The following is a 23,451-nucleotide window of genomic DNA, read 5'->3' as shown; positions in this document are numbered from 1 at the left end:
TGGTGAAGCCGGCCACCAAGGCGACCGTGGCCGAACACGAACTCGTCGCACTCGGGGAAGATGTCAATTCTCGACAAGCACTACGATGCGCCCCGAACTATACCCAGCCGCGGTCCGCGCCCGAAACCCCACAGTGGAAACAGCCAGTGCTGCTCCCTCGACGAGGGTGCGCAAGCGTTCCTGGGCAGCGTAACCGCAATCGACAACACTCGCCTGAGTCAAGAACTCGAGATCCTGCTACGCGCTGAGGTGATCATTGTTGACGAACTAGAGTTCACCCCAATATGATGACACCGGCACCTATCTGCTGTTCTGGCTAGCAACCGCTGCCTACTAATGCCACTCCCCTAGCCCTCGCCTCCCACTGGCCCTGCAACGCTTCTTGCTGCCCGAGCACACCACCGTCGCCAGCATTTTCGCTCGACGGGCTCCTAGGCCATGCCAGCGCCGTTATCTACCGATGACGAGTTGTTCCTCATGCAGCCCACGCCCAACACAAGCGAGGTGACCGCCCTTGGAGTAACGTCAACCTCTGACCACCAGCAGATACTTCAATACGGCCACAGACATACGGTCGACCCCCACGGGCGCGGCACACCCCCCAGTCACACCGGCATCGATGTAAAGTTTGTGCCTCCAACACAACAAAACATCACCTAAACACCTAAACGACCCCGACCAGCATTGCAAGCTCAACGACTACCTCACCTAACTACAACAAAATCTTTCCATGGACTAGACGCACACAACTCTGCAAATCGTATCGGCCCAACACCACCCCACAACGAATAACCGAACTAAGCGGTTCTGCGGGAAGTGGCATCAGCTGGATCAACCCGGTGTTGTTGGTGATCGACGGCGGCTACTTCAACGAAGGCAACCTTGACAACAGTATAACGACAACCTACGCCTATATCTTATTCATCGCCTAACCGTCTTCAACCCAGCACCTTGCATACTCCCGGCCACGTGCCGCGATCTCTATTTCTATACTATAGTACGAACCCGCTGTTATTGACCATATTCGCTCTCCAGGCGCGGTGAATCGCGATCCACCCCGAATACACCATCTCGGTATGTGCATCGCGAAAATCTGGCACTATAGCTATTAGGTTTGTTCCTCAATCTCAGAGAACTGCCTCACCGAGGTCATTCAGCCACCTCAGAAATAGCTTGACCGCATCAGTTTTCTGTGTCGCCGCGGCGACCCAACCAGTGGTCCAAAGCGATATGGAGTAGAATTCGATTGACAACAATCTAATGGCCCTCAACTCCTAACCCACCGCCTTCCACACCTGGGCAGCGAGTATCAGCGAGTAAGAATCCAAGCCGGTATACATGTTGCCCAAGTTTACCTTTGGTAGTAACGGTTCAGAATACATCTTTTTGTTAGTTATTCCTTCCGGCTCGTAAAGACTATATACAATTCTTTTAGCTCAAAATCTTGGCGTTATCGGCTTCTAGGACCGCATACCACCGCCTAAGGATAGTCTTTCGATCCTGCTGCGCATAACTGAACCAGATACGGTGTCACCCTTTGTGATTCCGAATTGATAGCAGAAGGATTCATGGCGGTTGTTGCTAGAGCCACCTTGTTATCGGCAACAACCTCACAATCAAAAATTTTCACACTTTACATAGAAACTTACTTGTAACACCCCAACCTCTACACTCACAAAGACATATTAATTCTACTTTAGTAATTAATGAACCCACACACGTTTACCGGGCTTATAAGCTATAATTATAGCACAATATTAAGAGGTGAATTACACATAAATTACTACAAATTAGATCTATTCGAGATAGACACCATCGCCAAATGAGTATACCTATCATTCCATTACAAACAGTGGGAGTATAGTATTCAGAAATTCAGTATACGTGGCCCGACATGCCAGGTGTGGTCTGTCGGGGACAAATCGCGAAATACGATCTTCACGCAGCGACCCCACGCAAGACCAAAGATCATGCAACATTCGGGTTGACTCCTGATAGTGGACAGCGAACCAGTGGTACTGTTGGTGTCTAGAGAAGGATCCCCGTACATCGGAAAACATACTGAAGTACAACCCAGAGTTGCGAAAGCTGGCTTCCCAACTAGTGATTGAGAGCGGCGGTCTGGTAGTGCACGGCGCCGCTGAGATCGGTTCCGGTGAACACATGCTGGGTGGTGGGTGTGGCTTCCAACGTCAAACGGCCGCAACTGGCGATGCTGGACGCTAAGGGACGCGCAGAGTTGGAGTCCTACTCAGTGAAAACTCCTAATTGCCTTGAGAACATGAGTTTTTGACAAACACGGGGACTCGGTCTATTACCTGCTACTAGATCAGGTGCAGCTCTAACAGCGGGATCACCCGGCTGGTTTTGACTTGTCCCGTTGCGGAGAAGGGAGGGAACTTTAGGGAAGATCTGTTCGCGCTCAGTAGAAGACAATTCACGCGCCATCACGTCGAACGCTTCGAACCCCGATCTCGACGTGTTCCCGTAGGGTTGGCCTCCAGGTTGTGCACCCAAGCCGGACTAACCGAGGCACCGACAAAGGACACGATGGTGATCAGCTTGCCGTCGCTGCGGAAAAATAGGTCAGTGGCGAAGCCCGGCGTTGGCCAGATTTAGCGCTGGTCGTTGTTAGCAGCCGCAAGTTTGAATTGGCGAATTGCCCACCGACCTTGCCGCCGTTGTCCTGGAACTCGTCGACGATGGTTTTGTTGAACTCCTTTACCGTTTCAGCGTCCGGAAACTATTCTGTCATGCCTACTCAACCTCTTTGGGCTTGGTGTCTATTCCGGATTCCTTGCGCTGCTGAGCGGTTATCGAAGCCGGCGCATCAGTGAGCGGGTCGACACCACCGCCGGTCTTGGGGAACGCAATCACCTCACGTATCGACTCCATCCCGGCCAGCAAGGCATTGGTCCGATCCCAGCCAAAGGCGATACCGCCGTGCGGAGGCGCACCAAACGTAAAAGCCTCCAAAAGGAACCCGAATTTCTCCTCCGCCTCAGCCTTTTCCAATCCCATAACCGCAAACACCCGTTCCTGGATATCACGGCGGTTAATACGAACCGAGCCGCTACCAATCTCGTGGCCGTTACAAACGATGTCGTAGGCATCGGCCAACACGCTGCCGGGATCGGACTCTATGCTGTCCTCGAATTCCGGTTTCGGCGATGTGAAGGCATGATGCACCGCAGTCCACGCACCAGAGCCCACTGCCATTTCGCCGACCTTGGTGGCCTCGTCGGCGCGTTCGAAAAGCGGCGGGTCGACTACCCAGACGAACGCCCAGGCCTCGGGGTCGATCAAACCCAGCCGGTTGGCGATCTCACCGCGGGCGGCCCCCAGCAGTGCCCGCGACGACTTCGCCGGGCCCGCTGAAAAGAAGATGCAGTCCCCGGGTTCGGCGCCTACGTGGGAGGCCAGGCGAGAGCGTTCGGCATCGCTGAAGTTCTTGGCCACCGGTCCGCCGAGCGTACCGTCATCGGTCACCAGCACGTAGGCCAGGCCGCGATGCCCGCGCTGTTTGGCCCAGTCCTGCCACTCGTCCAGTGTGCGCCGCGGCTGTGCAGCACCGCCGGGCATCACTACCGCACCGACATACGGTGCCTGGAAGACACGGAACGTTGTGTCGCAGAAGAACTCTGTGCATTCAACAAGCTCCAGCCCGAACCGCAAGTCGGGCTTGTCAGAGCCGAACCGTCGCATAGCATCCGCATAGCTGATCCGCGGGATCGGCGCCGGAATGTGGTAGCCTATCAGCATCCAGAGCTCGGTTAGGATTTCCTCGGAGATCGCGATGACATCCTCGGCATCGACGAAGCTCATCTCCATGTCGAGCTGAGTGAATTCGGGCTGGCGGTCGGCACGGAAATCCTCGTCGCGGTAGCAGTGGGCAATCTGGTAATAACGCTCCATCCCGGCCACCATCAGCAACTGTTTGAACAATTGCGGGCTCTGCGGCAGAGCATAGAACGTGCCCGGCCGCAACCGGGCCGGAACTAAAAAGTCGCGCGCCCCCTCCGGGGTTGAGCGGGTGATCGTCGGGGTTTCGATCTCAACGAAATCGTGGCGCGCCAGCACTGCACGAGCAGTGGCATTCACCTTGGAACGCAACCGAATTGCCGATCCAGGACCGTCGCGGCGCAGGTCGAGGTAACGGTACTTCAACCGCAATTCCTCACCCGCAGGCTCATCGAGTTGGAATGGTAGCGGCGCACTCTCACCGAGCACGGTCAGCGAAGTGGCGTTGACCTCGATATCGCCGGTGGGAATCTCGGCATTGGCGTTACCCTCGGGGCGAATCTCGACTACGCCGGAAACCGCGATGCAGAACTCAGCGCGCAGCCGATGCGCCTGGGCCAACACGTCAGGCTCGCGAAACACCGCCTGTGTGATGCCCGAGGAGTCGCGCAGATCAATGAAGATGACGCCGCCGTGGTCTCGACGGCGAGACACCCAGCCAGCTAATGTTACCTGCTGCCCGGCATCGCTTTTCCGTAACACACCAGCGCCGTGGCTACGCAGCACAAACACTCCCCGTTTTAGTTGACAACTAACGACTGCCCAGTCTAGAGGGTGGTGCAACTTTCAGCCGTATCGCTACCAACCCCACAACCAAGATTTCATTGGTCGGACCCGGCGCTGTCGGAACGACAGTCGGCACATATTGCATGCGGCCAGGCATTCAGTCCTGGTATGTGGTAACACTCCGCGCGACAGCATCTAAATTCGTCCCGGCGGCGACAATCGTATCGTGGTACCAGATAAGGTGCGCACCGATTCTGGCGAAGGTAACCTGGCCCGGTCGACGTTGTGGTGCTGGCAATCAAATCTATCCAAAACAATGATGCTCACGGGCGGCTGACTGGGTTGTGTTACGAGAACACTATTGTCACCGTGCCGCAAAACGGTGTTGCACAGGTCTACCAGGTTGCAGCCGCTCTGCCCGTCGTCAGCCGTGGTTCTGGGGAGTTTCTGGTATTCCGCCGAAAAGCTACTCTGTATATTGACCACCAAACCCGAGGCTAAGACGCTCTCTGAGCTACTGCGTGATTCCGGTTGCCGGGGTAGCAGAAAACCCCAATTTCCGCATCGCGGCCTGGGGCACACTGATCCTGGCCGACCGGGAAAGCCATCGGCGGTTGGAATGGGATATCCGCAACGGGGCGATCATCCGCAAGGCACGCGCCCACAGTCTGGCGACCCCGATCAGCGATGTCGTGGTGCCGCTGCTGGCTGCGGTCAGCGGCGGACCCGGGTAGCAATGCTAGCATGCCAGGGGCTGCGGTGTGCAAAGCTGGACTGCAGGCTGGGTCAGAAATGCAAGGGTCAAAGCGCAACGAAGAGTACGTTGCTCTTCAACGAGAGTACGCAGATAAACACTAACACCACGTCGACCTCTGGCGGCGAGCGGTTGGTCGTGGTGGTGGCGATATTCCTGGGCATGGATCCGGGCGGCATTCTGAGCCAGCGGCGAATCGACACTACCGATAACTTAGCGCCCAGTTTCGACTTGAACAGGGAAAAACCCGAGGTCGATGCCAACAAATACGTGCAGTGCTGGGTAAGTAGTCACCAGTAACTCCGTGGACACTGTATGGAAACAACTGCTGCGCAGCTACACCCGTCCGCACAAACAGGTTGTTCAACAGCCAGATAAACAGCAGCCACAGACTGACCACTCGCGCAGTGAGACCATTCTACTGTCCGGTGGACCAGGCGACGTACTTTGACACCGACTTCCTCGAAGTACTGATAGACAAATTCAGTTCCAGCGGCAACCCACTTGGCGGAGAATAAATGGTCGCTCACGAATACGACCATCATCTGCAAACCGGCAGGGGGCGCTCCGCCTCGCCCAGCAGGGCGCCCACGGCAACGGTGCGCACACCGAGTTGCAGGCGGTGTGTTAGCCACACTAGGCGTCAACGATCAAGCAGAACAGCACTGGTGTGCCTTATCTGGAGCCGTTGAACGACAAGGACATCCAAGATGCCCTCTTGGCTGCGTCCTCAGTGAGCGACGATCATATCCAGAAAGCCACAACCAGAAATACCAACCCAGAATCGTGGACACACGATTCCTCCACGCAACAGCAAAAGTGGCTCACCATGGGGCATCAGAGCGGTGGCCCGAAGAAGTGTAACACCTTCGACGCCACGAATTTGGGATAGCCACGACATATTATACACTGGCCAACCGATCACGGTAGGAGGAAAGGAGCACACACGAAGTGTGTAATGCAGCTCAATTACTCCGAACCCACAATCAAAACATCATTCACGACATATTGGTCCGTGTCGTCGCGCATGGCATTCGCTCTGACGTCCTCTAGTAATCGTCCCGATCACAGCCTACCGTGCTGGGTTGAACGCCGACTCAGGCGACAGTGAACAGCTTACGCAACTCGGCATGTCCTTGTTCAATCGAGCGGCAGCAACGACACACGCGGATCTCCAGCGAACAATCCCAGCAAATTGAGACCGGCTTTCACGGTGGTGACCAACCCGACTGTGATTATGAACTGCAGAGGCTCCTTGAGGTCGTCGTAAAGAATCTATGCTTTCTCCAGACCGCTGACGCGCACTGCGTTTTACAGGTCGATGTACGGCGGCGGACGCAAAGTGGGTGCGGCCGTGCGGTGCGCCAACCGGATGCACCAACCTTCAGCGCGTCGAACACGAGCAGGTTACTACCGCTGTAGAAGGGCAGCCGTCCGACATTGAGTTCGATGATGCGCAGCATCCGGTACAATTCACCGAATGGATTCTTTGAGCATGCTGATATTGTCGATGGACTCGAACATGCTGACCAGTAATTCAGTGCTCATATCGATGCCGCTGCTGTCCGGATTACTATAGGCCATAATAGGAAAAAGGGCAAGATCACCACCTACCAGGCTCACGATCGCATCTAGCGGCTATTGGCTACGTGCCGAGTAGAAAGGTCCCGTCAAGAACCAGACGCGGCTGCCACCGTTTTATGATACCACCACCTGACCGTCCACCGCGATCTCACGATACAATTGAACATTGATCCGCAGCCCACCCGCTGAACGGTAACAATCGTCCACTAGTTCGGATTGCCACATTGCGATATAGCCCAGTGGCTGAACACCGGAGATCTGGGGTGGACACAGTGTTCAGATATTTCGCTGAGTCAGCGTTAAAGACCGCTTAACTGGGCGGATCGGTGTTCATGTAGTGGATATTGACGATCAGATCACTGGTGATTATTTTGTTAGTATAGACCAGCTGGGTCTGCGGGTGCCGTCGGTGTAGTCGTTGCGACTTCCGGCACCACCCCAAACGTTGTGATCGCGACCGCGCTGATCATTTTTCGCAGGTTCATCATGACAAAAACACTTACCGGATTCAGTTACCCGCGTAGCAGTCCCGGCAGACGTTCACCGGCCAGATACATCAGCGGTCGCCCAGCTCGGGGTATGAAGCATGAATAAGCGAGATCCGCAACGGGACGATGGTCCTGACCCGACCACCCGAACATCAGAACCGCCGTCAGCCGCCGCAGGTTAACGGCGAGTACGGTAGCGGCGATCATTGGTGCGGGCAGAGCTGCACTGTTGTGATCTCACCCACGCGGTCACGGATACATACCCCGGTCGGACCGACATAGCGCACCGCCGGTGGGTGGTCTGCATCTGCAATTTGGCAAAAACGCCGCAACCGAGGTTATCGTGTCATGGCACACCACCGACGCCATCCGCAGACCGCGAGTCATGTTCGACACGCCGACATCTGGGCTCGGTAAAACCGTGCCAACATAAACCCGAACATACCGAGACGCACAGTCCACACCCAGGTCCGCACCAACCACACCCACTTGACGAACCTGACCGCGGACACCGACTACATCTACGCCGCGGTCCATCATAGGTATGGAGCCCGGGCTAAGGACCGTGCACACCGCACCAGAATGACGAAAAATGGCTGCTATTAATACAGTTTCAGTGGTCGATCTACTCCGGAGTTAAGCCAGTTGACCAATAATACATAGCATTAATCAACAACATTGGCTCGCCCACAGCCGACGATACCACGATCGCGATCAAACGCATCGCCCTGCTGTTCAACCTCGTGCACGGTGACCTATGCTAGGCTGAACTCGCCTAAGACCGGACCCGCACTTGGTTGGGCCGGCTTGACAACACCACCCGATTCGACGCATTAACTGTCGTTGATGCCGGCCTTCGGCAATCACGAGAGCGAATTAGGCAATGGGCCAATTAGTTACGGTTCCTATGAGATCTACTTTGCGGTGAACAATTTGGGATCTAGTCCTCAGCTCTATGCTACTCATTCACCGCTAACTCTGTGCGGGTAATCAGCCGGAACAACGAGGACGTGGCCTTACAAGATGGCCGCAATTCGTACGTGCATAAATACTAGGTAGGAAAGCAAAAGCGCTAACTTGCAGACAAATTAGCCGACGCACGAAACGACCCAGATTTTGACTGGGTGGTCGTTTGTATTCATCAGGCGACAATCTCCACCACTGACCGCAACAATGGCGTCGACATCGGGATTTCGCGAGGAATGGTTGAGGTTGTTCGACGAGCACCAGGTCGATCTCGTGATGCGCAGCCACGAACACCATTACCGAACGCTCACACCCATTGCGCGTAATATTGGGTGCAGACACCCGAAACACCAATTCCCGTCGACCTCATCGACGCCACCCAGGGCACAGTGCACATGGTTATCGGCGGCGGTACCCCGCTGCCCAGCAACGCGCTGCTGTTCCCTCCAACCTTAGTGCCCTTAGTGCCGCGTGGCTTACCGACGTCGGTACATTTGATCCCGCTATCGGACGTAAGGTGCCGATATACATTTTATACAGATGCGGCGCGGTCGGTGTTTCACGACCGCAACAATCCTTACGGCTTTCTACGTCAATCCGGGTCAACCAGTCCACAATATGATGTCAATCAAGGCAACGTATTACGCGGTGAGCGGGCTGTTCAACGCCATCACCGCAATAGACCAGTTCGCTACTGGCGTGCCGGTGGTGCTGTGTGACCCGGAACCGCCGCCGATATGGTCGTCAATGGCCACCGGCGGTGATCACCCATCAGCTGATACCTCGTAATCAGCAGCGCAGCACGTTGCCGAAACATCTCACGGTAGCTCAGCGGCAGATAGGCTCTACACTGGTAGAATTCCTGGTACGGGCCGACGAATTCAGAATGCGCACAGGCCAACCAGGATATGAATCAGCCGCGGGTCGAACCACGCAAATGTAGGACGAAAACCTTCACACCGGCAGCCACGTTCCCGTCCAAGCAACCGGTCAAGGTGCTCGATGGAGTCGGTGAGATACGGCCAAACCAACAACCATCACATGCCAGTCCAGACCGGCGTAACGGATTGCGCTGATCAGCCCCAGAAGCTCCTGCGGTATCCGATGTGCCCAGTTCGACATCTCAGTGTAACTCTGCATCAGCTACCGCCAGCGACGCCGACACCTGTTGCACCTCGTCGGCGATGAGCGACAGGTCCCTACCCAGCAGGGTTCCGTAGGGCGAAAGATTGACAGCAGCGTGCCGGACCCCGACGAGCGTGTTGATGATGCCGGGCATCAATACGTAGCGGCTCTCGAAATGCGGAACGCGCACGCTTATGGACGAAACCGACCCGCTGCAGCCGCCAGCAGCACCCCGTCGTCGACAAACGTCCCGTTGACTACGAAGTTTGACCAGCCCAACACATGTTTATATGCGAACATCAATCCCAATATTCGTCAAGTCCACACGCGGAAGGGCTGCACCGCACCCATCATCCCCGAAGTGCCCGCCAATTGACCACCGTTGCCTTTCATACCGCCATTGCCAATCAGCGGATGTCCCAGCAACGTCTCGGTGGACGCATTGACCAAACCCAACAGCTCCTGCTCCAAAGTCTGCAATAGCGAGGCATTTACCGACCTAGCACTGACATAACGCGTCGCAGTGACATTGAGCGCCTGCACGAACCTGTTAATGAAATTGCTCCACCTGATCACTGAGCGCCCGGTAGGCCAGACCGTACCCGGAAACAACGTCGTAGTGGCCGCCGAATTTCGTCATCACCGGCCGCCAGTACTCCAGTTGTTTGCGCGGCAGCCGCGGCGTCGACTTCGCTCAGCGAAGTGCCGATTCCCTACAGATCCGTCGCTGTGGCTGCCACCAGTTCAGGGAGCACAATAACAAACGCCATGTCTTCGCTCCCAACACCTCAGCATCCCCGCGAGCCGGCTTCTGCGATCACGTCAATAACCGTATGGTCAATAACGCCGACCCCTGGTTCAGACGAACGACAAATTTCGTCTGACGAAGTCAGCCGAGCTAACTCGGAGCTATTCTCGAAATTACTTCGGCGACAACAGAATCTACAGCTACCGAAATCTGTTCACCGGTGGCTAGATCCCTCACACCGACACCGTCGGCCTTAATGGCGCAATCATCTACTATCAACGCGATGCGAGCACCGGAACGGCCCGCCGCACGCATCGCTCCCCTGATCCCGCGATCCCCGTAGATCAGGTCGACGCGGACGCCGGCAGCACGCAGTTGCCCGGCCAACATCGCCACCTTGAGTTTAGCAGCTTCACCCAGCGACACACCGAATACGTCGCAGCGTGTGGTTTCCCCCACGGTCTTGCCTTCGGCATGTAGGGCCAGCAAGGTCCGGTCCACCCCGAGTCCGAATCCGATGCCCGACAAGTCCTGCCCGCCGAGCTGACGCATTAGACCATCATAACGTCCACCGCCGCCGATGCCGGATTGCGCACCTAAGCCGGGGTGGACGAACTCGAAGGTTGTTTTTGTGTAGTAATCCAGCCCTCGCACCATCCGCGGGTTGATGACATATGGCACCCGCAGAGCGTCCAGGTGAGCCAGCACCGTATCGAAGTGCTGCTTGGCGCCATCGGACAAATGGTCTAGCAACACCGGAGCTGCGGCTGTCATCGCTTGCACCTGGGGTCGTTTGTCATCAAGCACCCGCAGCGGATTAAGCTCGGCGCGTCGGCGGGTATCTTCGTCAAGGTCGAGCTGCAAGAGAAACTCCTGCAACAGTTTTCGATATTGCGGGCGACAAGTACCATCGCCCAGCGAAGTGATTTCCAACTGGAACCCGTCCAGACCCAGGGAGCGGAAGCCAGCGTCGGCGATGGTGATCACCTCGGCGTCTAGGGCCGGGTCGTCGACACCGATTGCTTCAACGCCGACCTGCTGCAGTTGGCGACATCGGCCGGCCTGGGGACGCTCGTATCGGAAAAACGGGCCCGCGTAGCACAGCTTCACCGGCAACGCTCCACGGTCCAGACCGTGTTCAATCACCGCACGCACCACCCCAGCGGTGCCCTCGGGACGCAGCGTAACCGAGCGATCACCACGGTCAGCAAACGTATACATCTCCTTGGCTACCACGTCAGTGGACTCACCAACGCCGCGAGCGAACAACGCGGTGTCCTCGAAAACAGGTAACTCGATATCGCCGTAACCGGCCCTGCGGGCGGCAGTGAGCAAACCATCACGTACCGCGACAAATTGCGCCGAGTCCGGAGGAAAATAATCCGGTATCCCCTTGGGCCCAGAAAACGAAAACACAGTGCATGACTCCGTCACAAGCTACAGGCCCTCGAGGAACGGATTGAAACGACGCTCGGCACCGATGGTGGTGGAGTTGCCATGCCCGGGTAGTACCACGGTCTTGTCGTCGAGTACCAACAATTTTTCGACGATGGAACGGTATAGGTCACGACCACTGCCACCAAACAGATCGGTGCGACCGATGGTGCGCTCGAACAGCGTGTCGCCGGTCAACACCACGTCGGTATCTGCGGCGACCCAAAAACACACCGAGCCGCGGGTATGTCCGGGGGTATGGTCGACGTTGACGGTCACACTGCCCAAATCGAGCTTATCGCCATCCCGGTCCAGCTCGACGACCTGCTTGGGCTCACGAAAGAACGCTCCCGTGACGACCTGCGCCACCCGCGGACCGAAGCCGAAGAGCGGATCGGTCAACATGAACCGGTCCTCGGGATGAATGTACGTCGGACAACCATAGGTGTCGGACACTTTCTGGGCCGACCACATGTGATCGATGTGGCCGTGGGTGAGCAGCACCGCCGATGGAGTCAAACGATTCTCGTCAAGGATGCGCCGCAGCGGGCCCATCGCACGCTGGCCGGGGTCCACTATGACGGCATCCGTACCCGCCCGGTCGGCCAGCACGTAACAGTTGCACTGCAGCATCCCGGCGGGAAATCCGGTGATTAACACACCCCCAGTTTCCCATCCCTTAGCCGTCGACGACAATGCGGTCCACTCAGCAGCCGAGACAGACGCCGCGAAACAAAAACTTGACACAGGTCGAGGCGTTCACATTAGCCTTGGCTGGCAACTCGGCCCCAATTAATCGAACAACCATGGAGGCATACCGGACGTGCCGACCAACGAACAGCGACGCGCAACAGCCAAGCGCAAACTGAAACGACAGCTGGAGCGCCGCGCTAAGCAGGCCCGATGGCGCCGAGTCCTGTTGATAAGCGGTGGCGTGGTAGTGGCAGTGGCCGTAATTATTACGGTAGTGGCTACCGTCGTGATCAGCAAGCTTGGCCACAAGCACGATACCGCTTCGTCGACCGCCAGTAACTCCCTGACAGCGACTAAGACTCCCGCCGTTACGCCGTCAGTTCTGCCATTGCCATCATTCCAACCGTCGACCAACCTGGGCGTCAACTGCCAGTACCCACCATCAGCGGACAAGGCCGCCAAGCCAGTCAAGCCGCCACGGGCCGGCAAGGTGCCGACCGATCCAGCCACAGTGAGCGCAAGTATGGCTACCAACCAGGGCAATATCGGTCTATTGCTAAACAATGCCGAATCACCTTGCACGGTAAATAGTTTCGCCAGTCTAACCGGCCAGGGCTTTTTCAACAACACAAAATGTCATAGGTTGACCACTTCCCTGATGCTGGGCGTCTTACAGTGTGGCGACCCGAAAGTCGACGGCACCGGCGGCCCAGGATACAAGTTCGCTAACGAGTACCCCACAGATCAGTACCCGCCCAACGACCCTAAATTGAAGCAACCTGTTCTGTATCCGCGTGGCACACTGGCAATGGCCAATAGCGGTCCGAACACCAATGGCAGCCAATTTTTTCTAGTCTACCATGACTCACAGTTACCGCCTGAGTACACCGTCTTCGGCACGATCCAGGCTGACGGGCTGGCCACGCTGGACAAGATAGCTAAGGGCGGAATCGCCAGCGGCGGTGATGACGGGCCACCAGCCACCGAAGTTACCATCGAGTCGCTGCGGCTCGACTAAAGCCGTCCGGTCATCCACGTCAAAGCAGAGGGGGATTTGCCGAGTAACCACCCGAACGTCAAGACGCAGACATCACCCGATAGACATCGTAAACGCCTTCGACATTGCGGACCACATTGAGCAGATGTCCGAGGTGCTTGGGGTCACCCATCTCGAAGGTAAACCGGCTGATCGCCACCCGGTCACCCGACGTGGTGACCGACGCCGATAGAATGTCCACCCTTTCGTCGGCTAACGCGCGTGTTATGTCCAACAGCAGCCGATGCCGGTCGAGCGCCTCCACCTGAATCGCCACCAGAAACACCGACGACGACGACGGCGCCCACAACACCTCGATGATGCGCTCGGCCTGCTGCTGCAGCGATGCCGTGTTGGTGCAGTCGGTGCGGTGCACACTAACCCCGCCGCCGCGGGTAACGAACCCCATGATCGCATCGCCAGGTACCGGCGTGCAGCATTTGGCTAGCTTAGTCAGCACACCTGGGGCGCCGGGGACCGAAACCCCGACATCATCGGTGCTGCGTTGACGGCGCAGCATGGTCGTCGGTGTGGACCGTTCGGCCAGTTCCTCTTCAGCCTGATCGATACCGCCCAACTCGGCCAACAGCCGCTGCACGACGTGCCGGGCAGACACGTGTCCTTCACCAATTGCGGTATACAGTGCGGACACGTCAATGTAATGTAGCTCACGGGCCACTGCCGCCATGGACTCACCATTCACCAAGCGCTGCAAAGGAAGTCCACCGCGACGTACCTCGCGGGCCATCGCATCCTTACCAGCCTCCAGTGCTTCCTCACGCCGCTCCTTGGCGAACCATTGACGGATCTTCGTCTTAGCGCGCGGCGACACCACGAACTGCTGCCAATCCCGCGAAGGCCCGGCATTGGGAGCTTTGGATGTGAAAATCTCTACGAATTCCCCGTTTTCCAGCTTGCGCTCCAGCGCCACCAGTCGTCCGTTGACTCTGGCACCAATGCATCGGTGCCCGACCTCGGTGTGCACCGCATAGGCAAAGTCCACCGGCGTTGACCCAGTCGGCAACGTGATGACGTCCCCTTTAGGAGTGAACACAAAAATCTCTTGCACTGCAAGGTCGTAACGCAACGACTCCAAGAACTCACCTGGTTCGGCGGCCTCTCGTTGCCAGTCGAGAAGCTGCCGCATCCAGGCCATATCGTCGATCTCTGCGGCTGCATGTGGATGCAGAACACCGTTGCGGCCCTTGGCTTCTTTATAGCGCCAGTGCGCTGCTATGCCGTATTCGGCGGTACGGTGCATATCGCGGGTACGAATCTGTACTTCCAAAGGCTTGCCCTCGGGCCCAACGACCGTGGTGTGCAACGACTGGTACACACCATACCTCGGCTGAGCAATGTAGTCTTTAAACCGTCCCGCCATCGGCTGCCACAACGAATGCACCACGCCGACAGCGGCATAGCAGTCGCGGATCTCGTCGCACAGGATACGGATGCCGACCAAGTCGTGAATATCGTCGAAGTCTCGCCCCTTGACGATCATTTTCTGATAAATCGACCAGTAATGCTTGGGCCGGCCCTCCACCGTCGCCTTGATTTTCGACGCACCCAGGGTACTTATGATCTCGGCACGGACCTTGGCCAGGTAGGTATCGCGGGACGGTGCACGGCCCGCTACCAGCCGTACGATCTCCTCGTATTTTTTGGGATGCAAGATCGCGAAAGACAGGTCTTCCAACTCCCACTTAACACTGGCCATACCTAGCCTATGCGCTAGTGGTGCAATGACTTCCAATGTCTCACGGGCCTTGCGCGCCTGCTTTTCCGGAGGCAGGAAGCGCATGGTGCGCATGTTATGCAACCGGTCGGCCACCTTGATAACCAACACCCGTGGATCACGGGCCATTGCGGTAATCATCTTGCGGATGGTCTCGCCCTCGGCAGCACTGCCCAGCACCACCCGATCCAGCTTGGTCACCCCGTCGACGAGATGGCCTACCTCGTCGCCAAATTCTTCGGACAGTGCCTCGAGCGTGTAACCGGTGTCCTCGACCGTGTCGTGCAGTAGCGCAGCCACCAGGGTAGTGATATCCATGCCCAACTCAGCCAAAATGTTGGCAACGGCCAGCGGATGGGTGATGTACGGATCACCGGAACGCCGCAGTTGACTGGCGTGCCGTTGGTCGGCGACTTCAAAGGCTCGCTGCACTATCGAAAGGTTTGCCTTGGGATAAAACTCTTTATGCACAGCCACCAGCGGCTCGAGCACGGGACTGATGGTGCTGCGTTGAGCGGTCATCCGACGGGCCAACCGAGCCCGGACCCGACGAGACGCACTGCTAGAAGTCTTCAGGGTTTCGACCGGCGTCTCCGGTGCCTCAACAGCAGGGCCGGGGACCACCTGAACTGGTTGCAAAGCTTGCGCCGTACCTTGGTCGTCCGCCACGTTGGTCACCTCCGACCTTAAGGATATCCCTGAGTCCGATTGACCTGCTTCTCCCAAGCCATTCCAGCACGGAGGGGAAGTACCCAGATAGCGAGGCTAGGCGCGGCTCAAACTTTGTACCTGCAGCGGTGCGATCGCCTCGCGACCACCCAACGCCGTGAGTTCCATAACCTACCGCCGCCGCAATGGCACCGGACCCGCTGCGCTCCAATAATCGGCACACCACACCGAGAGTGCCGGCAGTCGCCAAGACGTCGTCAATAATCACCACGTTGCGGCTGCGTAGCTCGACGCTGTCAGCGGGTACCTCGATGATGCCGCTGGCCGTTACTCCATGATGTAATCTTCGCTGAGCACAGACAGCGGCAGCTTGCCGCTCTTGCGAATGGCCAATACACCGATGTCGAGCCGGGCCGCTGTAGCTGCAACCACCATAGTCCCTCGAAACTCGAGGCCGGTGACCAGATCAGCGCCAGCTGCAACGTCTGCTAACGCATCGATCACCGCTGGCCATCGCCTGTCAGTCAGCGAACAGCGGAGTAAGGTCCTTGAACTGGATGGCTGGCGTCGGGAAATCGGCCGCATTCCGAGTCAAGGCAGCGATAAGGTCGGCCACGGAGACACCTCCTCAAACCTTAAAGCTTTTCATCGTACTAACGCCCATCGATCCATGTTCCAACCCGCGCCCCAACGGGTCGGATTCCTGGTAACTGCATACATTGTCTTCGACATCAGCAGCATTCGCTGCTGCCGGTATAGAGGCAATGTCGGCATATCCGCCCAGAGTACAGGTGCACTATCGGCGAGGAGCCGAACACGCTCGGCTGGGTCAGCGGATACCGCCAACGCGCCGATATTGTTGTCAACCTGCGCGTTTGCATAGCCAGACAGGTTGTTGCCGTTGCCGGTGTGTAGGTCATAGGCATCCATCGAAGATGACCCACTCGATCCGCTGCCGGTGGCGCCACCAGTGCTGGCCAACAGCACGTCGATCTTTCCGTCCCGAAGCGCCTGCGGGCCCGAGGGGTCCGTCGAGGAGTCCAAGGTAACGCTGGACACACTGATACCAGCTACAGCGCACGCCTTGGCGATAGTCCCGACGGTGGCCGCCAACCGTGCGTTGGGCCCTTGGTAGCCGATCCGCACCGGCAACGTCTCACCACTAAGTGCGTCGTGCGCTGCGGCGGGATCCGCCTTGCTGAACTGGCCGGCCTCGCGAGCACCGTCGGCCGCAGCGATGGCATCCTCGGTAGCCGGGGACAGGCGTGAGTTGGCGATCGACAACCCCGCGTCTCGAGCGACCACGTCGCGGGGCGTACACAGCGCGAGTGCGCGGCGGGCGGCAGCCGCAGCCAGCAGCCCCTGCGGCGCAAAGATCAGCTGCTCGATGCCCGCCGACGGCGAGTCGATGCGCGCGTAATTGTCCGGAGTGGCCAGCGATCCCGACGACCCGACCGCGACATCGACGACGTCGACGCTGCGGTTGTTGACTCGGTCCTGGATGTCGGCTTCCTGTGGCCGTACTGTGATCCGCTTGGTGGTCGCCTTGAGACCCCACCAACGGTCGTTGGCTACAAGCACTACAGCGCCACCGTTCAAGACGGATTCGATCTTGTATGGGCCTGACGACGGGAAGCGTCTCAAATCGACAGCTGGTTTGAGGTCCCAGGTGGTGTTCCACAATCGCGCGATCTGTTCCACCAATGTCGCATTGTGGGTCAGCAATGCCTCCGTCACGTCGATATTCAGTTGGTCAGCGATGACGTGTGACGGCATCATCGAGGTCGCGGCGAACAGCTGTTCATAATCGACAACGCTGCGGTCCGGGACGAAGAACACGCGGGATTTCTTCTGCCCGGCCAGGCACTCGATATTAGCAATGTCGCGGTAACCGGCCTGGGTGGCAGCATCGAAGCCGGGAAACCGCCCAGACTGGGCAGCCCAGGTCAGCACCAAATCATCGCAAGTCACCTGCTTGCCGTCGGAGTAGACAGCATTGTCGGCTATCTGGTAGTCGAGCACTAATGGCACCCCGCCCACCACCGTGATGGTTCCGAAGTCGTGGTCAGCGACTATCTGTCCATCGGGGCCGTGATAGCCGAAGCCGATGAGCGTGCGGGCAAACGCCTGCGCTCCGGCCGACGCAGCACCGACGATGGTGTTAGTGTTGTAGGTACCCAACGCCCCGTCGACCACATAGACGATCTCCCCCGCGGCGCTTCCAGAACACGCAGTCAGCGCCAAAGAAGCCACCAGCGTCGCGACCAAGCCTACTGCAGTCCACCGCAAAACCCCGAATAAGCCGGACCGCAAATCGTACTCACTCACGGCTTGCCAACCTCGGGTAGCCACCTTGACTACCGCCGACCGACGTTGTTTCGCTTGCCGGTAGGACGTCGGGTACCGGTCGGCCGCACCGGACGCACTCCCGGTGCCAGCTTGCTGAGTACCGTGGGCACGGACGCGGTGGCGACCTCGGTGCCCTCCTGCGACGATGCGTCAGCGCAGGATTCCGCTTGATTCTGCGGTTTTCGGGTGCCTGCTGCAACGTGGCTGTCAGCGTTTTTTTTGCCCACTTGCGAACCGAGGGTGCGCCGTTTGACTACCCGGCGGGTGTGGGTGCGTACCAGCTCTGTGCGTTCACGCAGCGTGACCAACAGTGGAGTTGCAAAGAAGATCGACGAGTAGGTGCCGACAATGATGCCGACCAGCTGCACTAATGCCAGGTCCTTGAGCGTACCGACGCCCAGCAACCACACCGCGACCACCATCAGCGCCAACACCGGTAGTACCGAGATCAGGCTGGTGTTGATCGAACGCATGAAGGTCTGATTGATCGCCAAGTTAGCCTGCTCAGCGAAGGTGCGCCGAGTGGTGTGCTGGAAACCGTGGGTATTCTCCTCAACTTTGTCGAACACGATAACGGTGTCGTAGAGAGAGAAACCGAGGATCGTCAACAAGCCGATGACAGTGGCCGGAGTGACTTCGAAGCCCACCAGCGAGTACACGCCGGCTGTGACGGTCAGGTCAAAACACATGGTAGTCAGTGCGGAGATAGCCATATAACGCTCGTACCGCACAGTGATGTACAGGCCGACTAGCACCAGAAACACCACAAGAGCGATCACCACCTTCTTGGTGATCTGACCGCCCCAGGTCTCCGATACCGCCGCGTCGCTGATTGCCTGCTTGCTAGGCTTAGCGTCGGCGCCTTTGGGTCCGAATGCGTCAAACAAGGCGTTACGCAGCTTCGACGTCTGGTCATTGGACAGCGTTTTCGAACTGATCCGCACCGTTGCTGACGCGCCGTTACCAACAACGACCACCGATTCCGGATCACTGCCAAGGGTCTTCTTGAAGACATCGGCAACCTGCGCAACCTCAATTGCGCCTGTCCCCCCCACTCCGGGCGAGACAGGCATGGACACCGTGGTGCCGCCCTTGAAATCAATCCCGAAAGTAAACCCGCGAACGATAATGGACAGGACCGCAACCGCCACGATGACGCCGCCCACGCTGTACCACAGCCGCCGGCGTCCCACCACCTCGAACACACCGGTGCCGGTGTACAGTCGAGAAAGGCCGGTGTAGAACCGAGCAAGAAAGCCGTGCTGCGGCAGCTGTGTGGATATATCGTTAGTCAGCTCCACGGCATCCTCGGCGGCTTCGGTGACTTCGACCGCACCGGCGCCATTGTCGTCGGTGTTGTCATTTCGGTCTGGTTCGTCGATACCCTTGGTGGTCTCGGCGCCGACTTTGGCTCTGGAGACCATCGCGCTACCCCCGTCCTGTCTTGGCGGAAGCCCGTCGTTCGCGGGCAACCTGTTGAACGGCGCCCAAGCCGTTGTATGCCGGCCTTGCCAGCAACGGAGACTTGGAAGCCAAGTACACCAGCGGCCAGGTCACCAGGAACACCACCACCAGGTCCAGGATCGTGGTAAGGCCGAGGGTGAAAGCAAATCCCTTTACTTGGCCAATCGCCAGGAAGTGCAGCACAGCAGCCGCCAGGAAGGTGACAGCGTTGCCGGACACGATCGTCTTGCGGGCACGCACCCAGCCACGAGGAACAGCCGACCGGAACGAACGGCCTTCGCGGATCTCATCTTTGATCCGCTCGAAAAACACCACGAAGGAGTCGGCAGTGGTGCCGATACCGATGATCAGACCCGCGATACCCGCAAGGTCCAAAGTATAATTGATATATCGACCCAAGAGCACCAAGATCGCAAAAATTATTGTGCCGGAACAGAAAAGCGAAAACGCGGTGAGCAATCCAAGTACCCGGTAATATAGCAACGAGTACAGCAACACTAGGCTCAGGCCGATCGCACCTGCGATCAGACCCGCCCGTAACGATGTCAACCCCAAAGTCGCCGAAACTGTTTGAGCTTCCGACGGCTCGAAAGATAGCGGCAGCGATCCGTATTTCAAAACGTTGGCCAGCTGGCGCGCGGTTGCGGCGGTGAACGGCGGATCTCCACCACTGATCTGGGTACGCCCGCCCAAAATTGCCTCGTTGATTACCGGGACGCTGACCACCTCGGAGTCCAGGGTGAAAGCGGTCTGAGTACCGATGTGGGCGGCGGTGAAGTCAGCCCAGACATCTGCGGCCGCAGACTTGAACTGCAGATCGACGACGTAGCCGACCCCACGCTGGTTCATGCCGGACGTGGAGTTTTGGATCTGGTCGCCGCTGATGATCGATGGCGCTAACAAATACGCCATATTATGGTCGGTCGAGCAGGTCGCCAGAGGCAGATTCGGGTCGTCATTGCCGGCCAGAATGTCGTCTTTGTCGCAGTGGGTGGATTCGAACTGCAATGCGAGGAACTGAATACTCTGTTTGGTGCTTTGCCGCCACTTCTTCTCCTCGGCAATGCGTTCAGCTAGATCCTTACGCGGATCCGGTGGCGCGGGCTGCTCAACCGAGGGAACCTCACCCGGTAGTGCCGCTCCGGTTGGCACTGGACTTGGCATCGGATCTGAGCTAGGTGATGACGTCGGATCTTGCAGGTAGGGGCGTGGTTGCGCGCCTGGGTGGTCGGGCGGCATCGGCGCGAAATTGGGCAACGTGCCGGCAGGGGAACCCGGCTTGGGGTCTTGACCACGTTGCACGGGTAGCGAGTTAAGCACCGGCCGGATGTACAGACGCGCAGTCTGGCCCAGGTTGCGGGCCTCGTTGCCGTCGTTGCCGGGCACAGTGATGACCAGGTTGTCGCCATCGACGACCACTTCCGAACCCGATACTCCGAGCCCGTTAACCCGGGAGCTGATGATCTGCTGCGCCTGTGACAACGCCTCCCGGCTGGGGCGCGAGCCGTCGGGCGTGCGCGCGGTCAACGTTACGCGGGTGCCGCCTTGGAGGTCTATGCCGAGCCTGGGAACGACCCGCTTGTCTCCGGTGAGAAACGCTAACAGATAGACCCCGATGAATAACACCAGAAACATCGACAGGTAGCGGCCAAAATGCACTGGCGCCGAAGACGATGCCACGTTCCTTGTATCTCCTCGAAATCGGTTTTTCCCGACAGAGCCTACGTGTCGCATCACTAGGCCCTTCACACAAGACACAAGCGCCGTCAGGAATCCCTCATCACTCGTTCCTCGACGTTAGCTGGAGCCGTCGGACTCTTCTAGCTCATCGCAGTACACGAAATCCCCCGGTTCGGCCTCGTGTTCGTCCATATACGCATCGTCCGGGAGAATCCGATCACGAATCGCCAGCTTCATCCAAGTAGTTACGACGCCTGGCGCAATCTCAAGATCGACGGTATCGTCCCCGACGACAATGATGGTGGCCTGCAGGCCGGAGGTGGTATTCACTCGGTCGCCTGGCTGTAGCGAGTTGTACAGGTCGATCGTGGCTTGCATCGAGCGTCTTTGACGCCGCGACGCGAAAAACATGAACCCACCCATGATGAGCAGGAACAGTAAGAGTAAAACCAAACTCTCCATCGACCCATCAACCCACCTGTATTTTGTATGTATTTTTTATTTGGTACTGGGCGCAACGCTGGCCAGCTGACCGGCGGACGCGCACCAAAATAACCGTTCAGTTTGTGCTCATCTACTCTGGCAGGTCCCAAGTCGCACCCAACCCGGCACAGTGCGCACACTGTCGCCCAGAGACGTGGCCTAGCCACACTCGCCCGGTGTGAGAACCCCGATAAAGGCTATGCTTTATCTGCGATACAACCGGCGTGTCGTAGTCAGGAGGATCCACGTGACCAGCGTCGAGCAGAGCCGTCAGCTGGTCACTGAAATCCCCGGCCCCGTGTCACTTGAACTAGCCAAACGCCTCAACGCGGCGGTGCCTCGTGGGGTGGGAGTCACCCTGCCAGTGTTTGTAACGCGCGCCGCCGGCGGCGTTATCGAGGACGTCGACGGGAACCGGCTTATCGACCTGGGTTCTGGAATCGCCGTCACCACAATCGGCAACTCGTCGCCTCGCGTTGTGGACGCGGTGCGCGCCCAGGTGGCCGACTTTACCCACACCTGTTTCATAATCACACCTTACGAGGAGTACGTCGCCGTCACCGAGCAACTCAATCGAATTACCCCAGGATCCGGCGAGAAACGCTCGGTGCTGTTCAATTCCGGCGCCGAGGCAGTGGAGAATTCTATCAAGGTCGCACGTTCGTACACCCGCAAGCCCGCAGTGGTCGCGTTCGACCACGCCTACCACGGTCGCACCAACCTGACAATGGCACTGACCGCCAAGTCCATGCCGTACAAAAGCGGCTTTGGTCCTTTTGCGCCGGAGATCTACCGGGCGCCGCTGTCCTACCCCTATCGGGACGGCCTGCTCAACAAAGACCTAGCCACCGACGGCAAGTTGGCCGGCGCACGGGCCATCAACGTCATTGAGAAGCAGGTTGGCGCCGATGACCTGGCTGCCGTGATCATTGAGCCGATCCAGGGCGAAGGCGGTTTCATCGTCCCGGCCGAAGGGTTTTTAGCTACTTTGCTGGATTGGTGCCGCAAGAACAACGTGATGTTCATCGCCGATGAGGTGCAAACGGGGTTTGCGCGTACCGGCGCCATGTTCGCCTGCGAGCACGATGGAATCGTGCCCGACCTGATCTGCACCGCCAAGGGCATCGCCGACGGATTGCCGCTGGCGGCGGTAACCGGACGGGCTGAGATCATGAACGCCCCGCACGTCAGCGGCCTCGGTGGCACTTTCGGCGGCAACCCGGTCGCCTGCGCGGCGGCTTTGGCAACCATCACGACCATCGAGAACGACGGCCTGATCCAGCGAGCCCAACAGATCGAACGGCTGATCACCGACCGGTTGTTGCGACTTCAGGACGCCGACGATCGGATAGGTGACGTACGTGGCCGGGGTGCCATGATCGCCGTCGAATTGGTAAAATCCGGCACGGCTGAGCCCGACCCCGAGCTGACCGAAAAAGTAGCCACCGCAGCACACGCTACCGGCGTCATCATCTTGACGTGTGGCATGTTCGGCAACATCATCCGACTGCTGCCGCCTCTGACCATAAGCGACGAACTGTTGGCCGAAGGCCTTGACATCCTAAGCCGGATCCTGGGTGACTTCTAGACTAGACCAAGAACCCCTGAAGTGGACGATCTCACATCTGTAACCCAGCCACTGAGGAATATTTTAGCACAGCTAATTTTCTAATTGTCTGTGCCGTGTGGCGCCAACAGTCTATTTCTCATCGCAAG

The 23,451-nt window shown here is 58.1% G+C and carries 18 protein-coding genes and 4 pseudogenes; 7 read left to right on the top strand and 15 right to left on the bottom strand.

The features are described 5' to 3' along the window. The first annotated feature begins 60 nt into the window (after nucleotides 1-60). Entirely contained in the window at nucleotides 61-288 is a 228-nt protein-coding gene (locus ML_RS02490) for a hypothetical protein (RefSeq protein WP_049769666.1), read from the top strand. Between the two features lie 2,159 nt (nucleotides 289-2,447). On the opposite strand, the gene ML_RS18550 is transcribed toward ML_RS02490, so the two are convergent. From ML_RS18550 to aspS, 3 genes are read right to left on the bottom strand one after another with little or no spacing between them, the layout of a single operon-like run. Next, nucleotides 2,448-2,549, bottom strand: coding sequence for a hypothetical protein (locus tag ML_RS18550; RefSeq protein WP_414085512.1), 102 nt, complete (start codon nucleotides 2,547-2,549; stop codon nucleotides 2,448-2,450). 8 nt (nucleotides 2,550-2,557) lie between these two features. Continuing rightward, nucleotides 2,558-2,704, bottom strand: a complete 147-nt coding sequence (locus ML_RS18545) for a nitroreductase/quinone reductase family protein (RefSeq protein ID WP_414085550.1) — start codon at nucleotides 2,702-2,704, stop codon at nucleotides 2,558-2,560. Nucleotides 2,705-2,757: 53 nt separating this feature from the next. Then, on the bottom strand, nucleotides 2,758-4,533 hold the full coding sequence (gene aspS / locus ML_RS02480; RefSeq protein WP_162618225.1) for an aspartate--tRNA ligase: 1,776 nt from the start codon (nucleotides 4,531-4,533) through the stop codon (nucleotides 2,758-2,760). Nucleotides 4,534-4,812: 279 nt separating this feature from the next. Between aspS and ML_RS18540 the strand changes: the two genes are divergently transcribed. The 3 genes and pseudogenes from ML_RS18540 (at nucleotide 4,813) to ML_RS02465 (ending at nucleotide 6,173) form a co-directional block, all read left to right on the top strand. Continuing rightward, the gene (locus tag ML_RS18540) at nucleotides 4,813-5,028 is read left to right on the top strand and encodes a hypothetical protein (protein ID WP_049769665.1); all 216 of its coding nucleotides are present in this window, start codon (nucleotides 4,813-4,815) and stop codon (nucleotides 5,026-5,028) included. A 20-nt stretch (nucleotides 5,029-5,048) separates the two neighbouring features. Continuing rightward, nucleotides 5,049-5,261: a ketopantoate reductase C-terminal domain-containing protein gene (locus tag ML_RS02470; protein WP_049769664.1), complete on the top strand. Its 213-nt coding sequence runs from the start codon at nucleotides 5,049-5,051 to the stop codon at nucleotides 5,259-5,261. Between the two features lie 89 nt (nucleotides 5,262-5,350). Then, a pseudogene (locus ML_RS02465) lies at nucleotides 5,351-6,173 on the top strand (neutral zinc metallopeptidase). Nucleotides 6,174-6,378: 205 nt separating this feature from the next. Here the strand turns inward: ML_RS02465 and ML_RS15040 are convergent. Beyond that, nucleotides 6,379-6,886, bottom strand: a pseudogene (locus tag ML_RS15040) (dihydrodipicolinate synthase family protein); the annotation flags it as partial. A gap of 618 nt (nucleotides 6,887-7,504) precedes the next feature. Between ML_RS15040 and ML_RS02455 the strand changes: the two are divergent. Continuing rightward, nucleotides 7,505-9,024: pseudogene (locus ML_RS02455) on the top strand (purple acid phosphatase family protein); the annotation flags it as partial. Nucleotides 9,025-9,442: 418 nt separating this feature from the next. On the opposite strand, the gene ML_RS02450 reads toward ML_RS02455, so the two are convergent. From ML_RS02450 to ML_RS02430, 5 genes are all read right to left on the bottom strand, one after another. Beyond that, complete coding sequence (locus tag ML_RS02450) at nucleotides 9,443-9,634, bottom strand: hypothetical protein (RefSeq protein WP_041322431.1); 192 nt, start codon at nucleotides 9,632-9,634, stop codon at nucleotides 9,443-9,445. Between the two features lie 125 nt (nucleotides 9,635-9,759). Continuing rightward, nucleotides 9,760-10,020: a hypothetical protein gene (locus ML_RS02445; RefSeq protein ID WP_145985170.1), complete on the bottom strand. Its 261-nt coding sequence runs from the start codon at nucleotides 10,018-10,020 to the stop codon at nucleotides 9,760-9,762. Beyond that, a complete protein-coding gene (locus ML_RS18535; protein ID WP_081439391.1) occupies nucleotides 10,017-10,154 on the bottom strand; it encodes a PE family protein in 138 nt (45 codons plus the stop codon). Before ML_RS18535 ends, ML_RS02445 begins: the two co-directional genes overlap by 4 nt. 188 nt (nucleotides 10,155-10,342) lie before the next feature. After that, nucleotides 10,343-11,626, bottom strand: a complete 1,284-nt coding sequence (gene hisS, locus ML_RS02435; protein ID WP_010907757.1) for a histidine--tRNA ligase — start codon at nucleotides 11,624-11,626, stop codon at nucleotides 10,343-10,345. A gap of 3 nt (nucleotides 11,627-11,629) precedes the next feature. Further along, a complete protein-coding gene (locus tag ML_RS02430) occupies nucleotides 11,630-12,286 on the bottom strand; it encodes an MBL fold metallo-hydrolase (RefSeq protein WP_010907756.1) in 657 nt (218 codons plus the stop codon). Nucleotides 12,287-12,449: 163 nt separating this feature from the next. On the opposite strand from ML_RS02430, the gene ML_RS02425 reads away from it, so the two are divergent. Then, nucleotides 12,450-13,337 carry a peptidylprolyl isomerase gene (locus ML_RS02425; RefSeq protein ID WP_010907755.1) on the top strand — a complete coding sequence of 296 codons (888 nt, stop codon included), beginning with the start codon at nucleotides 12,450-12,452 and terminating at the stop codon, nucleotides 13,335-13,337. Nucleotides 13,338-13,395: 58 nt separating this feature from the next. Here ML_RS02425 and ML_RS02420 read toward each other — a convergent pair whose 3' ends face one another. The 6 genes and pseudogenes from ML_RS02420 to yajC form a co-directional block, all read right to left on the bottom strand. Then, nucleotides 13,396-15,759 (bottom strand): RelA/SpoT family protein, encoded by a 2,364-nt coding sequence (locus ML_RS02420; RefSeq protein ID WP_010907754.1) that lies wholly within the window; start codon nucleotides 15,757-15,759, stop codon nucleotides 13,396-13,398. 96 nt (nucleotides 15,760-15,855) lie between these two features. Next, nucleotides 15,856-16,375: pseudogene (locus ML_RS02415) on the bottom strand (adenine phosphoribosyltransferase). Between the two features lie 29 nt (nucleotides 16,376-16,404). Beyond that, nucleotides 16,405-18,072, bottom strand: a complete 1,668-nt coding sequence (locus tag ML_RS02410) for an ABC transporter substrate-binding protein (protein ID WP_010907753.1) — start codon at nucleotides 18,070-18,072, stop codon at nucleotides 16,405-16,407. Nucleotides 18,073-18,116: 44 nt separating this feature from the next. Next, the gene (gene secF / locus ML_RS02405; protein ID WP_010907752.1) at nucleotides 18,117-19,532 is read right to left on the bottom strand and encodes a protein translocase subunit SecF; all 1,416 of its coding nucleotides are present in this window, start codon (nucleotides 19,530-19,532) and stop codon (nucleotides 18,117-18,119) included. A gap of 4 nt (nucleotides 19,533-19,536) precedes the next feature. Next, nucleotides 19,537-21,252 carry a protein translocase subunit SecD gene (gene secD, locus ML_RS02400; RefSeq protein ID WP_010907751.1) on the bottom strand — a complete coding sequence of 572 codons (1,716 nt, stop codon included), beginning with the start codon at nucleotides 21,250-21,252 and terminating at the stop codon, nucleotides 19,537-19,539. A gap of 117 nt (nucleotides 21,253-21,369) precedes the next feature. Then, a complete protein-coding gene (gene yajC, locus ML_RS02395) occupies nucleotides 21,370-21,714 on the bottom strand; it encodes a preprotein translocase subunit YajC (protein WP_010907750.1) in 345 nt (114 codons plus the stop codon). A 268-nt stretch (nucleotides 21,715-21,982) separates the two neighbouring features. Between yajC and gabT the strand changes: the two genes are divergently transcribed. Then, entirely contained in the window at nucleotides 21,983-23,323 is a 1,341-nt protein-coding gene (gene gabT / locus ML_RS02390; protein WP_010907749.1) for a 4-aminobutyrate--2-oxoglutarate transaminase, read from the top strand. Nucleotides 23,324-23,451 lie beyond the last annotated feature (128 nt).

The sequence above is a fragment of the Mycobacterium leprae TN genome (assembly GCF_000195855.1).
In the GTDB taxonomy this organism is placed as follows: Bacteria; Actinomycetota; Actinomycetes; order Mycobacteriales; family Mycobacteriaceae; genus Mycobacterium; species Mycobacterium leprae.
This window is presented reverse-complemented; position numbering and strand designations above follow the sequence as displayed.

Coding starts and splice junctions, on each gene's coding strand:
- ML_RS02490 (WP_049769666.1), top strand. CDS start 61: ATGTCAATTCTCGACAAGCACTACGATGCGCCCCGAACTATACCCAGC.
- secF (WP_010907752.1), bottom strand. CDS start 19,532: ATGGTCTCCAGAGCCAAAGTCGGCGCCGAGACCACCAAGGGTATCGAC.
- yajC (WP_010907750.1), bottom strand. CDS start 21,714: ATGGAGAGTTTGGTTTTACTCTTACTGTTCCTGCTCATCATGGGTGGG.